This window comes from Terribacillus aidingensis, from assembly GCF_040703035.1.
Classification (GTDB): domain Bacteria; phylum Bacillota; class Bacilli; order Bacillales; family Amphibacillaceae; genus Terribacillus.
Window position 1 is genome coordinate 700713 of record NZ_CP159996.1, and the last position, 15163, is coordinate 715875.

Consider the following 15163-nt stretch of genomic DNA (forward strand, 5'->3'; position numbering starts at 1 on the left):
GTAGTGTCAAAAGATTTTCTTGAGTCTCCCACACTACAAGCACGACTAATCAACATCGAATATAAAAATTTAAAACCAGAGGAATTTAAGCAAGAGGTTCAACGGATTTATCTTGAAGAAACTGGAGAATTGCTTGAAGGAGACATTGATGTATATCATTCTTCCGAATCTAACAGTAAATCAATAAAAGATTCCGGTTATGATGGAACTGCAATACAAATTCAAACTGAAGACCAAACAGAAGTCTATGTTATATCGCAAGGAACTACAGGATTTGAAGATTGGCTTTATAATTTAAAATCAATGCTTGCAGGTAAAACGGCTGATCAAGCCACAGCCACGGATAACTTTGTTGATGATGCAAAACTGCACTTTGGCACTGAAGAGAGTGCAGAAATATTTGGTTTATCACATTCTTTGGGACATAATAACAATGCTGTTGCTCATCTAACATATGATACTTTTGATGAAGTTTTTAGTATAAATGGAGCTCAGCCTAATTATTATGAGTTATATGAAGCTAGTCCTGACTTTAACAGAGCCGTAAAAAAAGAATTTAATATAGTATTTGACGAACAAATTTATGAGCTTTCTCCTGATAAGCTCCATGACTTTGCTATGGGGTACTACGAAGATAAATCCGATAACATCCACCAAATCATCTCAAAAGACGATCCGCTCTACGCAGCAAGCGCGGTTCGCGGCTTCTTTACCTTAGGCAATGTGACGATGGTAGATACTAATCCTGATACACCAGGTCTACGTGAATTGATGGAAGAAATCCCCGATGATGTAGTAAAGAATTTTCAGGATCTGGCAATTGATTTTGCTGTAGGGTCTGAGAAGGGTGGTACAAACGGTGGGGTTGAAGCATTATTAGGAGTGGATTTAAAGGAATTCGAGGGTATCGACGGTTTCTGGAGCGGGGCAGGCTTTTATTTCACTCATTCATCAGAAATAGATACCATGATTAGATCCTTAGAAGAAAAGGTCCCTACCCTTTTGGATAAGTTAACGCCAATAACAGAAAATTCGGAGGAAATATTCGGTAGCTTATATGAAGCAGAATATATAACGAAAGAACAGAAAGATGTCATGATTGAGGAGATAGCCATAATCGAACAAGAACTGCAAGAAATAAACGAGACTATCGGGAGAAATGTAAATATCCGTGATTCAGGAAACCCCAACGCTGTATTCGGCGGAGACATAGGGGCGGGATTAAAAATTTATTTTGATCATGTAAAAGTTATTATGGAGAGTGTTGATCGAATAAAAGAAAGTGGTATTCTGGACAATCTGAGTGCCATTACAGACAGTCACAGCATCTCTGAATTGCTTTCTGTCATGTCAGACGGCAAGAAAGGCTACTTAGGCACCGATATGGTGTACACTGCAACAAAAGGCGAAGGCGAGCCTATTAAAGTTAATATCTCCGCGGCACTCCGCATGTATCAGCAATCTATCCCCATCTTAGAGGCAAAAGCAGCAAAGATCAGTGAACTGGAACAGGCCATTCATGATGAATTGGATACGTCTTACAAAGATGAAGAACGAAAAGTACGGGACGAAATTGATCAAATGGAAGGCAGTCCGGGTACTTACAAATTTCTGCTGAGTAAGCACGGCTATTATCCAACGTTTATGAAAGAGATGAAGAAAATATCTGTACATGAGATCTTCCCGCCGCTAGAGAATAATGATTTTGAAGAACAGCTGGCAGAGCTTACTAAAACGGTAGAAACGGGATATATTTATATCGAGAATTACCGTAAATCCATCGAGGACTTGTTTGAAGAAGAAGAACAACTGTCACAGTTATTCGATTTATCGAGGAGGATATAGATGCCGCAGTTCACATTCACTGTCACAGAGCAGTTGATTCCGAATGAAGATTATACGTATAAAAAGCAGACCTTGCGAAAACTTGTGGAAGACATCCAAGGTAACGATGATGAGTTTTATACATTAGTCAACAATATCATCGTAGGAGAAGATCAAAAAGGGAAAATAATCGAAGCAATGAAAAAAGAGACAAATCAGCGCAAGGATCACAGCGAGGAACTTTTTAAAGATGTGTTCGAAAAAATAAATAAAGCTGTAAACTCCTTTAACGAGCAAGTGGAAGAAATGAAGGTACAGCGTCTATCGGTAACCTATGAGGATCACACAGGAGAAAAAGGCTTTGCGTTCTAAAAAGAGGCAAAGTCTTTTTTGTGTGGAAAATATTTGTTGTCGTTTTTCCGCTGGTTTTGTCTCTTCTTCTGTCATCACATTATCGAATCCATTCTTTTGGAAGAGTAATCTGTTCTTGTTAGTGGCAGTTCTGTTCTTCTTAATTAATAAGTCTAGTTGGGTATGGGATGGAGAATGGGCAGTAGAGGTATTTATAATTCTTGGTGAATTATTCATTTTAATATGTGCCTTCATTGCTTGTTTTAGAGATAGGAATAGAAGGAACAGTCTATAAAAGACGACCTGAATACCTAAGTTTAATAATTGCATCTTAATTAGATTTGGGATTTTCAATATTTTTTTGGAGGTAAGTGAAAATGCTGAACACAGTCAAAAATAATCTAATTGTATCCTGTCAGGCTTTACCAGAAGAACCCCTTCATAGTTCATTCATCATGTCCAAAATGGCATTAGCTGCAATGCAAGGGGGGGCGAAAGGTATACGGGCAAATTCTAAAGGAGATATTATAGAAATAAAGAAAGAAGTGAATCTCCCAGTCGTTGGTATTGTTAAGCGTGATTACAAAGATTCCTCTGTATACATCACACCCACATTTCAAGAGATTGATGAGCTACTGGAAAGCGGATGTGAAATGATCGCTATGGATGCTACAAGAAGAAGCAGACCTGAGGGCATTGAATTAGGGGAATTAGTACGGTATGTTCGAGAAAAGGATGCATCGATACAATTAATGGCTGATATTGCTACTTTAGAGGATGCCATACAAGCTGATCAGCTTGGCTTTGATTGTGTGTCGACTACCTTGTATGGCTATACGGAGGAAACAAAGAATAAGAAGCTTTATGATAACGATTTTGAGTTTTTAAAAGAAGTAATTGAGAGTGTTAGTATTCCTGTCATTGCTGAAGGCAATGTCATAACTCCTGAAATGGCAAAACGCTGTTTGCAACTTGGTGCGTATTCTGTTGTGGTCGGTGGTGCGATTACTAGACCGCAGCAAATTACCGAACGGTTTGTAGAGACATTAAATTGATGGCTTAACTGTACATAGATTTGATATAAGGACCTGGATTTCGGTAAAATAAGTATCTCCGATTTCTGGGTCTTTTTTGTGTATCTATCCTGTTATTCAGTTTTCTTTGCACTTTTTACTAGTTAGTAGTAAAATAAAATGTTGTATTTTTTACTGTAGTTTGATATGTAAATGCTATAAGTGTAAAAGAAGCAAAGGCATTTTGCTCTTTAAATAAATATTTGATCTGGTAACTATAATGAGAGGATTTTATATATGAAAGATAATTTCTGGCGTGATTTACCACGACCATTTTTTGTATTGGCACCGATGGAAGATGTGACGGATGTTGTGTTCCGTCATGTAGTTAGCAAAGCTGGCAGACCAGATGTATTCTTTACAGAGTTCACGAACTCAGAAAGCTACTGTCATCCAGATGGAAAGGATAGTGTCCGTGGTCGTTTGACTTTCACGGAGGATGAACAGCCGATGGTAGCCCACATATGGGGAGACAAGCCTGAGAACTTCCGTCAAATGAGCATTGGTATGGCAGAGATGGGATTTAAAGGTTTGGATATTAATATGGGCTGTCCTGTTCCTAATGTTGCGGGAAATGGAAAGGGAAGCGGACTTATTTGCCGTCCGGAAGTTGCAGCAGAACTGATTCAAGCTGCAAAAGCTGGCGGATTGCCAGTTAGTGTGAAAACCAGACTTGGTTACACCGATATAGAAGAATGGCGCGATTGGCTTACACATGTATTGGAACAGGATATTGCTAATCTGTCCATCCATCTGCGTACAAGAGCGGAAATGAGCAAAGTAGATGCACATTGGGAACTGATTCCGGAAATCAAGAAACTTCGTGACGAGATAGCGCCAGATACACTTCTGACGATCAATGGCGATATCCCTGACCGTGAAACTGGCCTGAAACTCGCTGAACAATACGGAGTTGACGGTATTATGATTGGGCGCGGTATTTTTACAAATCCGTTTGCCTTCGAAAAGGAGCCGAAAGAGCACAGCAGTAAGGAATTGCTTGATCTTTTGAGACTGCATCTGGATCTTCATGATGAATATTCTAAAACAGAAGCCCGTGCGTACAAGCCTCTTCCTCGTTTCTTTAAGATTTATCTCCGTGGATTCAGAGGAGCAAGTGAATTAAGAAATCAATGCATGAACACAAAATCTACTGATGAAGTGCGTGCATTGCTTGATGAGTTTGAGAGAAAGTATCTTGAAGAGGTGCAAGAGCAGTAGAAATTCAATAGGGAATGAAACGATTACACCCATTATCCTATTTATCCTATAAACATAAACTAAAAAAGACCTGGATATCGGTATAAACATTTCTGATTTCCAGGTCTTTTTATGCTGTTTTTCTTTATTTTCCCTTTCTCTTCAGTTGGTGATTCCCACACTTAACGAGCGGGAAGGAGAGCTGGAATAAACAATTTCAAGATTTTAACGTATTGAATAACTCAAGTAAGTATAATTAAATTGTGGAAAGAAATGGTTCTCATTTTACTCTTAGAACAGAAGTTAATGAAGCAGGGGGATTTTGATTGAATACAAAGATAGGTTCAGGATGGCTGCTGAAAAGGATTTAGATTATATTGTTGCGATGCTTGCAGATGACGTTTTGGGAAGTAAGCGTGAACGGTATGAGCATCCACTTCCTACTAGTTATAGAAAAGCATTTCAGGCTATTGTATCTGATCCCAATAACGAGTTAGTGGTGGCTTATGACGGCAAGGACAACGTGATTGGCGTCCAGCAAATTACGTTTACTCCTTATTTAACACACCAAGGTGGATGGAGAGCTACAATCGAAGGGGTAAGGACAGCATCTTCAGTAAGGGAAGAGGGAATAGGTTCTGAACTGATAAAGTGGGGAATTAAACGCGCTAAAGACCGAGGTTGTCATGTAGTACAATTGACTACTGACAAAAAAAGACCAGATGCATTACGGTTTTATGAACGGTTAGGGTTTAAAGCAACGCATGAAGGTCTAAAGCTTAAGCTTTACTGATGTTCTTATTAAAAATACTGGATAGATGTAAGACTTGGATACTGAAAAAAAATTCCAGTATCCAAGTCTTTTTTTATGTGCAGCTCCAAAGCCTTGGAATGGTCATACATGCATTCTTTTGTCTTATCCTTTTTGTTGTTATTTATACCCTTTGAATGAACAGGAGTGGATGAGTGTAGATCTAACTTGAAAGTGAAATAGCATTCCGGCTGTTTTGCTATCTGTATTTTGATAATCTGCACCATCTAAATTACACTTTTTGTTGTTACATTAAAATGCATAGGAAACATCACAACAAAATATACCGGAGGTACCATTATAAACATTTGGATGACAAAAAGGATTTATACGAATTACTAGGCGATTATCTATCTGACGATGCACCTGTAGAAGCGTATATCGGATGGTCCGGCTCAACTAACTATGGTGATGTAGGTTCTTATGTACGAATTGACGGATCTCGCCTATGGCTTGAATTTGCTTCTCAGCAAGGTGTGGGCTATAACAGTGGTGAAGATGCTGATCACATTTCCATACTGTATGGTGTGATAAATTAGCTGATTATGGCGGATCATTTTCAGAGTAATAGTTAAATAAGTGCTTATAAAAAAGCGTTAGTCCTGATATGCAGCTCTAACGCTTCTCTTCGTCATTATTAATTCTTTTTTCATCCTCGAACAATTGCTTTTTTTCCCATTTCCCCCACTTATAATAACTAAAAGAAAAGATACTGCTAAGAATAAAACTGATCCCCATTCCCAGAGCAATCCCGTTTTCCCCAATGTAAGAGGAGCAAATATACGTCAGCGGATAGCGGAGCAGCCAGAAGGATAGGATGTTCAAAATCAGTACCTGATACATCGCACCCGAGCTTCGGACAATGCCGTTCAAGATAAAGTTAAGCCCGATAAATGGATAGAAGAAGGCAATGATTTTTAAGTAATCAGTGCCGAAAGAAACAGCTGATTTCTCCTCAATAAACAAATTGGTTAAAGGTTCTGCTAGCAAGAAAACGAGAATCGCAATCACGAGCATAATGGCTAAATTATACAATGCTCCGTACTTGGCTATTTCTTTAACCCGATCCCAGCGGCCCATTCCGATATTCTGACCAGCCATACTGTTGACGGCTGTCCCTAGAGCCATGGCAGGAAGGGTAATCAGGCTGTCAATTCTTTGAGAGGCTCCAAAGCCGGCGACGACCGATCCCCCGAAGGAATTGACGACACTCATAATGGCAGTCACACCAGCATAGATAACCATCATCTGCAGTCCGGATGGTATTCCGAGCTTTAAAATAAGCAATACTTGTTCCTTCTTTGGTAAGAAGGGGATAGACAACGGAGCGAGTCCATTGCGAAGTATGTATCCCAAACCTAAAAGGAAAGCGACTGCCTGCGATAAGACAGTGGCATATGCTGCGCCTTGTATTCCCCAGCCAAAGCCGGATATGAATAGCGGAACGAGTATGGTGTTCAAAGTGACGGCGATGAAAACAAACTTTAACGGTGTTTTACTATCCCCTAAAGCTCTTAGGACTGTGCCGATAAAGTTGTAGCCCATTAAAAATAGAATACCTATAAAGTTAATTTGTAAATAGTCCTTAGCTTCATCCACCATCTCAGCAGGTGTACCGAGCATGATGACAATCTGACGGGAGAAAAGCAAACCGATAATGCCAACAAATATGGATAATAACCCAAGTACGACGACAAAGGCATTTAAATAGTTTTTTAATCCTCTTGCATCTCCCCGTCCTCTTTGCTGGGACAAAACAGTCAAGGTAGTATTATTAATTCCTATAATGAATGCAAGCACTGTTAACAAGACCGTGGAGGAGACGGTTACTGCACCTAGAGCATTTGCACCTAGAAGATTCCCGACCCAGAGACTGTCGATAAATTGATACGAAACCTGTAATAAGTTCGTAAGCATAATAGGTCCGGCAAAAGTGAAGAGCTGTTTCATAATCCGGCCTTCTGTAAAATCCTGTTGCACCAAGGTGAATGACACTTCCTATCTTCGTATGTATGGATACCATGTGAGCATTATCCTGATCTGTTCGTATTCTTATCGTATTCGTTCCATTAGAATATAAACGCTAAATTAGGTTATAACATAGAACAGAAAACCGCACAAATCTGAACCAAGAGCCTGTATAACGCACCTAATTACGGAAATCCTAACTCTGAACAATTTTATGAGAAGAGGAGGGAGATCCCATGGTCAAAGATTCCTATGCACCTCGAGAAAAGAAGAATGGTGAAGGCAAGCGCCCTGACGAACAAAGAAGAGGAAAAGCTAAATCAAATTCTCGCGGCGGAAGAAATTAATAGTAGAATTGGATATAAATAACTAATCGGTGTTCCTTATTAACTACGTGATTATTCCTCATATCGACCCGGTATATGTGAAATGTTATTTCATTATGCTGGGTCTTTCTCATGTAAATACACTGTCCCAAGAATTGGATTTTTTGCCTATTTCAATCACCCACACTCTTGTCTATACTTAGGTTGTTATTTTTATACAATTGTTTGAATTTTTAAACTTATTTAAACAGGAGGTATAGGGGATGGAGCAGTCGCAAAAAAATAATTTTATCATGCGGTCTTTAAATGGTATTGAACGAGTCGGCAACAAGCTTCCGCATCCGGTTACGTTATTTTTCATGTTTGCTGCAGCAGTGATTGTGTTATCGGCTATTTTTTCTGCTATTGGAGTAAGTGTAGAGGACCCTGTCAATGAAGGGGAAACAATCGCTGTCAAAAACCTGCTGAACTCTGAAGGGATTTTATATCTATTCGAGAGTGCAGTAATTAACTTCACTAATTTCGCCCCGCTTGGAACAGTTTTGGTAACGATGCTTGGAATCGGGATTGCGGAACGCTCGGGATTGATCAGTGCTTCGCTTCGCGGTCTGGTTACGTCTGTTCCCCGGACACTGATGACAGCGGCTTTAGTATTTGCTGGAGTGATGTCCAGTATGGCTGCGGATGCGGGCTACGTTGTACTGACGCCCTTGGGAGCAGTATTGTTCGCTGGTCTTGGACGACACCCCCTGGCTGGTCTCGCTGCTGCCTTCGCTGGAGTATCCGGAGGCTACAGTGCAAACCTGTTACTCACTTCACTCGATCCGCTTCTTGGAGGGATGACGAGAGACGCGGCAGCACTTATTGATCCTGCATATGCCGAGGGCATGAATTACGCCATGAATTATTACTTTATGTTCGCTTCCGTTTTCCTGATTACCATATTAGGTACGTGGGTGACTGACAAAATAGTAGAACCACGGCTTGGTACGTACAAAGGTGCTGTCCAGGGAGAGGTTAACTACTTAAAGCCTCTAGAGAAAAGGGGCTTATGGGGAGCGCTTATCGCCTTCCTTATTACTATCGTGGGCATTGCATTGCTGGTAATTCCCTCGTGGGGACCATTGCGCGCGGGTGAAAGTAGTATTATCGATGCGCCATTCCTCAATACACTTGTTCCAGTCATTTTAATTGTGTTCTTCATACCAGGGCTTGTGTACGGTCTTATGACAAAAGAAATCAAAAACGATAAAGATGTTGCCAATCAATTGTCGGATACCATGGCAACGATGGGCTCCTACATTGTCCTTGCTTTCGCGGCAGCGCAATTCGTTGCTTATTTCAATGAATCAAATCTTGGTACTGTCCTCGCTGTACGAGGTGCAGAATTCATTGATGCGACTGGTCTTACGGGCATACCGCTGATTCTGATCTTCGTCGCAGTCGCTTTTCTTATCGATTTGTTTATCGGAAGTGCCTCTGCTAAATGGGCTATAATGGCACCTGTGTTCATCCCGATGATGATGCTGTCAGGATATTCACCTGAGTTCACACAGCTCGTATACAGAATAGCCGACTCAACCGCAAATATTATCTCCCCGCTGATGCCTTACTTTGCGATCGTCATTGCCTTCGCCCAAAAATATGATAAAAAGGTCGGAATTGGAACGCTTATTTCTACTATGCTTCCTTACTCCATTGTTTTTACTATCGGATGGGTATTAATGATGCTGATTTGGATGTGGACTGGGCTGCCGATAGGTCCTGGTACTCCAGTCGAATATCCTTGATCTTTGCATAATGGAACCTGATTCCTTGAATGGAATCAGGTCTTTTTCCATTTGTAAGTATTGAGATATAATTAGAGCAAAAACTTTATCTGGCATCCTGCTGCAAAACATGTTAAAAAAGTATAGGAATCATTTCAGAAAAATTACCTACCATTTAATTGATAGATAAATAGATTCCTCACAAGAAGGGAGGAAAAATAATGAATAAAGCAACGAGAGTAATCCTCGATCCAGAAATCATGGAAACAGAAATAGGCCAATTAGATAATAAAGGGTCTGGCCAGGCAGTTGTATGGGTGGATAAGGGACAGGACAAGCTGCGGAAAGTGAAACTGACTGTCCCGAAGACATTACCAGGTGAAAAAGTGCAGGCCACAGTCGCTTGGCCTCATGCGAAAAGATCCAAAGCGACTTTGGAGGAAGTTTTGGAGGCCCATCCAGAACGCGTTACTGCACCATGTCCACATTTCGATCTATGTGGCGGATGCGCTTGGCAGCATTGGCAGTATGAAGGGCAGTTAAAACATAAAACAACACATGTTAAGGATGCTCTATTAGAACAGGGGTTTGATCCGGAACTTGTAAAAGACACGATTGGAATGGAGAACCCTTGGCATTATCGTAATAAGATGGATTTTGCCTTTTCTCCGGATGGTTCAATGGGCTTGCATGAACAAGGGAATTTCCGTAAAATCATCCCGCTCGAGACATGTTTGATCATGGAAGAAGATATGAAGGCAGTTGCAATGGAAGTTGCCAGCTGGGTAAAGGACCATGCATTAAGTGGGTATAACAAAGATACGCACGAGGGCCTGCTTCGGCATTTGATGGTAAGGCAGTCCTTTGTGACAGAGGAAATCATGGTTGCACTATTTGCGACACAAACACCGGACGCAGGATTGGCTCAGGCCGCTGAGCAGCTCAAGGAACGGATTGAACAAAAATACCCGAAGGTAAAAAGTCTATTGTGGCTGGTGAATACAGACTGGGCCGATAGCATCCAAGCAGAGGACATGCATCTACTGGCCGGGCGTGATTTTATCTACGATGAAATCGGAGGCTATCGCTATCGTCTTTGGTTTGATACCTTCTTCCAGGTTAATCCGGTACAGGCGCAGAAGCTGATCGATCTTGCCCTTGAAATGGCACAGCCGAAAAAAACAGAAACAATGCTGGAGCTGTTTTGCGGGGTAGGAACCTTTTCACTTCCTTTTGCCAGCAAAGTAGAAAAACTTGCCGGCATCGAAATTGTAGAAAGTTCCATCGAATCAGCAAAACGCAATGCAGCAGACAACGGCATTTCCAACACCTATTTCTTAGCCGATAATGCCAGATTTGGAATGGATCAAGTCTTAGAGAAATTTGGCACGCCGGACTTACTGCTGCTGGATCCTCCGCGATCTGGTGCCGGCGGGAAAGTAATGAGAAAAATCGGCCGATCCAAACCTAAGCGGATCGTTTATGTATCCTGTAATCCAGAAACATTCGCAGTCGATATTAAGGAACTGAATGAATTCGGATATATTTTGAAGGAAGTTCAGCCGGTAGATTTATTTCCGCATACAGTGCACGTGGAATGTGTTGCTGTATTAACTTTAGATTGAGCAAGAATAAAAAGGGCAGATTACTTCGAGCGAGTGATCTGTCCTTTTGCTGTTATTTTGATGGTGAAAATTCGTTTGAAATATTGTCTATTTTGAGAAGTGCTGCTATTCCCAACCAAAGTATGGTTTTTAGAAAATCACACTAAATTAATTGGGGATGAATGGATGTATCTTGTATACTTTTAAGGACTAAAGCAACTATTCTTTATTGGAGGTAAGGTGAAAGTGAGTGAAAGATTTGGCTAAGTATCTTAATAAATAGAAATACCGGAGAGACATTATCACTCCGGTGTTTCTATTTTCAATTGCGCAATCCACACGGCAAAAAATAAGACAAGTTATCCGTAATCTGATTTCCTACCCGAAACCCAATGGCACTTGGCTTGCCATTCAACAGGAAAGTACCTGTCATAAGATGCAGTTCTTTTTCACCTTTCACAGTGTTAACGGTGACTTTTGGTAAATCTACATACTTTTGATAGATAGGAAGGTAGCTTGTGTAGCTTTTGTTCTTGTCCTCCACCACTTTCTCTCCATTGTTACCGTATATCTCGACTGTATCGCCTTCTCTCCCAAACGCAGGCTTCTTTACGAAGCTGGAACCTGACTCCAGGAATGGAGCTGGATCCAGATAGGTCGGAAGAAAGTACTTATCAATCCATTCATGTTCTTCAGCTGTGAAGAACGGATTATTTTCTTCATGCAGTGCCCAGACGATTGCCATGACGGATTTGTTTTGGAGCAGAAATGCACTTGGGGGATTAATGATCCGCAGTTTATTTTTCTCTACAAGCTCCAGCAGTAAAATACCGATTCTTTCGCCGCTATCGGGATCTTCGTCCTCGATAAGGCTTTCTACAGGAAAGGTTTGGCGGTAGAGAACATCGATCTTATTATCAAGATCATCATATAGGCCGTCGTTTTTGCGAATAGTCAATTTGTCTAACGGTGTATATCTTGATGGGAGGTCTGCCAGTTCTTTTAAATAAAGCACTGTATTCCTGTCTTCTATATTGTCGCTATGAGAGGTGAATACAATATTCGGTATAGTCGTATTCAGTTTGCGTGCTTCCCCGATGATCGCATCTCTTAATATAGCTTGAAGTCTTTTCTCCTCTTCCTGATTCGGATCATTATATCCGAATTCATTACATACCAACCCATTGACATGGAAAAGTTCCTTGATAAATGTAGGTGTGTCACTATTGAATTCCAATAGCTTTTCCTCTCCATCAACTTCTACGGAATCAAATCGTCCGATGATGGTTTTGTTTTTCATCGTTTGCAAGCGGATAAAATGTATTGTTTCCTGTGGAAAGCCGAGGCGAAGCAAGCTTTCATCATCGATATCTTCTTGTGCTAGTAGCTCGGCAGTCTTGAAAAGAATCTTCCCGCATCGGTATGCAAAAAGTCTTTTAGAATCTGCATCTTTTTCGGTGATGGGCCGTATATCATACAAACTATATTCTTCCCCATACATATCAGCCCAAAAATCAGGTATGGAGTGATAGAAGTTTTCTCGTTTTTGTTTGAACTGGTTCACGACAGAATCACCTTTCAGAAATGAGTTGTTTTATACTAAGTATACTAGATACTGGAATTTTGCAGGAGGCAGGACATGAATAAACTAACGTACTATATTGATCGAGGATTACGTACTTATGAGCCGTTCTTGGAATATACAGCTCCTTCCATAGAAAAAGATGAAATGCTGGCCAGGCAATTATGCACCTATCATATTTTGCAAGGGAGACAATATGAATTATTGGCCAATGAAATGAATGGCAAGGAAGAAGAACTTACCTTAAAGGACCTTGGTGAGAACCAGAGACAGCCAGATGAGAGAACCTATGATCCGGCTCATGGCATTCCGATAGAATTCAGAAAAGTGCTCTACCCTGGCAGTGTAGGGAATGCAGCGAATACGTATTTGAATACAATCAAAGTAGACAGGCATTGGGACGTGCTGCGTTATTTGACGAAGGACGCTGTGGAAGTGCCGTCCTTTGGGAAGATGAGTGTAACTTCTACTGAGATTGATGAAGATAGGTCCTGTTATGTGCTATATGTGAAATGACAAAAGAAAATCCCCTATAGAGGGGATTTTTTAATAGGTAAGACATTGTGCAATAATCCAGCCGAGTGAGAGTGATAGCAGGAACAACAGGATTCCGATTGCTTTATTGTCATCCTCGACTGCCTTGTTGATGCTGAAACGAACAGTAGCAAGCTCTGCAATATAATAGAGAACAATTTGACTGACAATCCCTACTGCACCCCAGATGACCATATCCATCATACTGATGGAATGTGCGATGGATGAGCCTAGAACCAATGCAAGACCAACCACTTTTCCGCCAAGAACCAAAGCAGCTGTTTGGTTTCCTTGAGTGATTAGCTTGAATTCCTTTGCTTTTGTCGAGATTTCAAAAAGGGCCGTACCGATGGCTAACAGTACAATTGCAGCCCCTAAATAAGATAAAAAGCTTAAAAATAATTCCATTTCAATATTCCCCTTTATACATATTATCCTCCAAATGATTTGGATCCGCTGCCGAAGCCTTTGCTTGCCTTCGTGCTCGAAGTGCTCTTCTTGATGGCGCTGTTCAGATTGCTCTTACTGTTATAAAACGCTCCATTATAGAAGTAATGATTGTAGTGGGAGGAGCTGGAGTCCTCGCATTCCCACGCATCGCCTTCCTGTTCCCACTCCTTACAGTCTGTGTCTTTAGGAGGAGAACTGGCTTTTGTCGTATTGGAGCATCCTGTCATTCCTGCAATGAGGGCGACAGCAGAGATACCAGTGATCCATTTCGTTGATTTACTCAAAAGCGATTCATCCTTTTCATTATGTTATGTAGAGAAAAGCGGCAGCCTTTAGAAATGTATGTCTTGTGCACATCATCCATGAATTAAAAGTAACTAGCTGTTCTCTCGACATACAAGTATACGGAAAAGGAAGGTATTGGTTTCAGCTTCCAGTAACTTTGAAAGAATGTTTTTCCAAGTGATGCATGTAATGACGGATCAGTCTCATACTAACGAGCAGAGAAAGCAAAAGGGGACTGAACGGAATTGAGCCATGAAAACGTTGAAGAATGTACTACAAAACTTAAAAAATTAAACGATCAAGTCATTGTTATAACCGGGGCATCCAGCGGTATCGGGCTGGTAACTGCCAGAATGGCAGCAGCTAAAGGCGCGAAAGTAGTCCTTGCTGCAAGAAACGATGCAGCGCTAAATGAGTTAACGGAAGAATTGCTGCGTGCTGGTCACGAGGCTGTATATGTACGAGCAGACGTTGGTGTGGAAGACGATGTGAACAAGATTGCTGAGATGGCTATAAAATCTTTTGGCCGATTCGACACATGGGTTAACAATGCGGGTGTGACCATATACGGCAACGCGATGGATGTTAGCTATCAGGATATGAAGCGACTTTTTGCGACCAATTTTTGGGGTGTTGTGTATGGATCGAGGACAGCGGTACAGCATTACCTGGAGCGGGGAGTTCCAGGGGCATTAATCAATATCGGCAGTGTTTTCGGTGATAACGGTACATTGATTCAGTCTGTTTATGCGTCTTCGAAATTCGCCATCCACGGGTGGACTGACAGCCTGCGAATGGAGATGGAAAGAGAAGGGGCACCAGCTTCCATTACACTTATTCATCCGGGTAGAATTGATACACCGTACACCGAGCATGCCAGAAGTTATCTCGCACATCAGCCAGTCCATAAAGGCATGATGTATCCTCCAGAAGCGGTAGCAGAAGCAATCCTATATGCAGCGTCGCATCCGAAAAGGGATATCTATGTAGGCTCCCAGGCAAAGATGCTGCAATTTTTAGGAGCGAATTTTCCTAGGCTGACAGATAAATTATGGGAACGTATTTCTCCTCGTACGCAGTATGATAAGACAAGGAAGGCGAAATCTCCTGAGGAAAGTAATCTGTATCATGCTGGTTACGGAATGCACGAACGTGGCACAAATCTCGGATGGAAGCGAAAACGAAGCATGATCGTTAAAGAGGTGAAGCACCCGGTATTGACTCGAGTTATTGTGGCTGGGATAAGTGTCTGGGCAGTGCTTAAAGTGAAACGAAATAATTAAGAGATAAACTAGCCGAAATTGTAAATAAATGATAATTTGTCAATTAATCTTGTAATCCCATGAAAATAACACTATAATTGTTCTTATTATAAAGACAGTTGTC

The 15163-nt window shown here is 41.2% G+C and carries 14 protein-coding genes; 10 read left to right on the forward strand and 4 right to left on the reverse strand.

What is annotated here, in order from left to right; all coding sequences use genetic code 11:
- Positions 1–3: 3 nt before the first annotated feature.
- The 6 genes from ABXS78_RS03840 (at position 4) to ABXS78_RS03865 (ending at position 5798) form a co-directional block, all read left to right on the forward strand.
- Entirely contained in the window at positions 4–1845 is a 1842-nt protein-coding gene (locus ABXS78_RS03840; protein ID WP_366249001.1) for a DUF6792 domain-containing protein, read from the forward strand.
- A complete protein-coding gene (locus ABXS78_RS03845; RefSeq protein WP_366249002.1) occupies positions 1846–2196 on the forward strand; it encodes a hypothetical protein in 351 nt (116 codons plus the stop codon). It abuts the gene before it with no gap.
- A gap of 356 nt (positions 2197–2552) precedes the next feature.
- Positions 2553–3230 carry an N-acetylmannosamine-6-phosphate 2-epimerase gene (locus tag ABXS78_RS03850; protein ID WP_366249003.1) on the forward strand — a complete coding sequence of 226 codons (678 nt, stop codon included), beginning with the start codon at positions 2553–2555 and terminating at the stop codon, positions 3228–3230.
- Positions 3231–3485: 255 nt separating this feature from the next.
- Positions 3486–4469, forward strand: a complete 984-nt coding sequence (locus ABXS78_RS03855) for a tRNA-dihydrouridine synthase (RefSeq protein ID WP_366249004.1) — start codon at positions 3486–3488, stop codon at positions 4467–4469.
- A gap of 304 nt (positions 4470–4773) precedes the next feature.
- A complete protein-coding gene (locus ABXS78_RS03860; RefSeq protein WP_366249869.1) occupies positions 4774–5241 on the forward strand; it encodes a GNAT family N-acetyltransferase in 468 nt (155 codons plus the stop codon).
- Between the two features lie 326 nt (positions 5242–5567).
- Entirely contained in the window at positions 5568–5798 is a 231-nt protein-coding gene (locus ABXS78_RS03865; protein ID WP_366249005.1) for a hypothetical protein, read from the forward strand.
- Between the two features lie 76 nt (positions 5799–5874).
- Here ABXS78_RS03865 and ABXS78_RS03870 read toward each other — a convergent pair whose 3' ends face one another.
- The gene (locus ABXS78_RS03870) at positions 5875–7209 is read right to left on the reverse strand and encodes an MATE family efflux transporter (RefSeq protein ID WP_366249006.1); all 1335 of its coding nucleotides are present in this window, start codon (positions 7207–7209) and stop codon (positions 5875–5877) included.
- 607 nt (positions 7210–7816) lie between these two features.
- On the opposite strand from ABXS78_RS03870, the gene ABXS78_RS03875 reads away from it, so the two are divergent.
- Together ABXS78_RS03875 and rlmD are read left to right on the forward strand one after the other, a co-directional pair.
- Entirely contained in the window at positions 7817–9343 is a 1527-nt protein-coding gene (locus ABXS78_RS03875) for an AbgT family transporter (protein WP_366249007.1), read from the forward strand.
- Between the two features lie 200 nt (positions 9344–9543).
- Positions 9544–10947 (forward strand): 23S rRNA (uracil(1939)-C(5))-methyltransferase RlmD, encoded by a 1404-nt coding sequence (rlmD, locus tag ABXS78_RS03880; RefSeq protein WP_366249008.1) that lies wholly within the window; start codon positions 9544–9546, stop codon positions 10945–10947.
- A gap of 301 nt (positions 10948–11248) precedes the next feature.
- Here the strand turns inward: rlmD and ABXS78_RS03885 are convergent, their stop codons facing one another.
- Positions 11249–12490 carry a glutathionylspermidine synthase family protein gene (locus ABXS78_RS03885; RefSeq protein WP_366249009.1) on the reverse strand — a complete coding sequence of 414 codons (1242 nt, stop codon included), beginning with the start codon at positions 12488–12490 and terminating at the stop codon, positions 11249–11251.
- Between the two features lie 75 nt (positions 12491–12565).
- Here ABXS78_RS03885 and ABXS78_RS03890 point away from each other — a divergent pair, with 75 nt between their 5' ends.
- Complete coding sequence (locus ABXS78_RS03890; RefSeq protein WP_095223468.1) at positions 12566–13024, forward strand: RNA helicase; 459 nt, start codon at positions 12566–12568, stop codon at positions 13022–13024.
- A 30-nt stretch (positions 13025–13054) separates the two neighbouring features.
- Here ABXS78_RS03890 and ABXS78_RS03895 read toward each other — a convergent pair whose 3' ends face one another.
- Positions 13055–13450 carry a DUF350 domain-containing protein gene (locus ABXS78_RS03895; RefSeq protein WP_095223469.1) on the reverse strand — a complete coding sequence of 132 codons (396 nt, stop codon included), beginning with the start codon at positions 13448–13450 and terminating at the stop codon, positions 13055–13057.
- Positions 13451–13473: 23 nt separating this feature from the next.
- Positions 13474–13776 (reverse strand): aminotransferase yhxA, encoded by a 303-nt coding sequence (locus ABXS78_RS03900; protein ID WP_366249011.1) that lies wholly within the window; start codon positions 13774–13776, stop codon positions 13474–13476.
- A 246-nt stretch (positions 13777–14022) separates the two neighbouring features.
- Between ABXS78_RS03900 and ABXS78_RS03905 the strand changes: the two genes are divergently transcribed.
- A complete protein-coding gene (locus ABXS78_RS03905) occupies positions 14023–15060 on the forward strand; it encodes an SDR family oxidoreductase (protein WP_366249012.1) in 1038 nt (345 codons plus the stop codon).
- The last annotated feature ends 103 nt before the right edge of the window (positions 15061–15163 follow it).

Bases quoted from the DNA above. Each gene is read 5' to 3' on its own strand.
- ABXS78_RS03845 (WP_366249002.1), top strand. From the start codon at position 1,846: ATGCCGCAGTTCACATTCACTGTCACAGAGCAGTTGATTCCGAATGAA.
- ABXS78_RS03850 (WP_366249003.1), top strand. From the start codon at position 2,553: ATGCTGAACACAGTCAAAAATAATCTAATTGTATCCTGTCAGGCTTTA.
- ABXS78_RS03855 (WP_366249004.1), top strand. From the start codon at position 3,486: ATGAAAGATAATTTCTGGCGTGATTTACCACGACCATTTTTTGTATTG.
- ABXS78_RS03870 (WP_366249006.1), bottom strand. From the start codon at position 7,209: ATGAAACAGCTCTTCACTTTTGCCGGACCTATTATGCTTACGAACTTA.
- ABXS78_RS03875 (WP_366249007.1), top strand. From the start codon at position 7,817: ATGGAGCAGTCGCAAAAAAATAATTTTATCATGCGGTCTTTAAATGGT.
- rlmD (WP_366249008.1), top strand. From the start codon at position 9,544: ATGAATAAAGCAACGAGAGTAATCCTCGATCCAGAAATCATGGAAACA.
- ABXS78_RS03890 (WP_095223468.1), top strand. From the start codon at position 12,566: ATGAATAAACTAACGTACTATATTGATCGAGGATTACGTACTTATGAG.
- ABXS78_RS03895 (WP_095223469.1), bottom strand. From the start codon at position 13,450: ATGGAATTATTTTTAAGCTTTTTATCTTATTTAGGGGCTGCAATTGTA.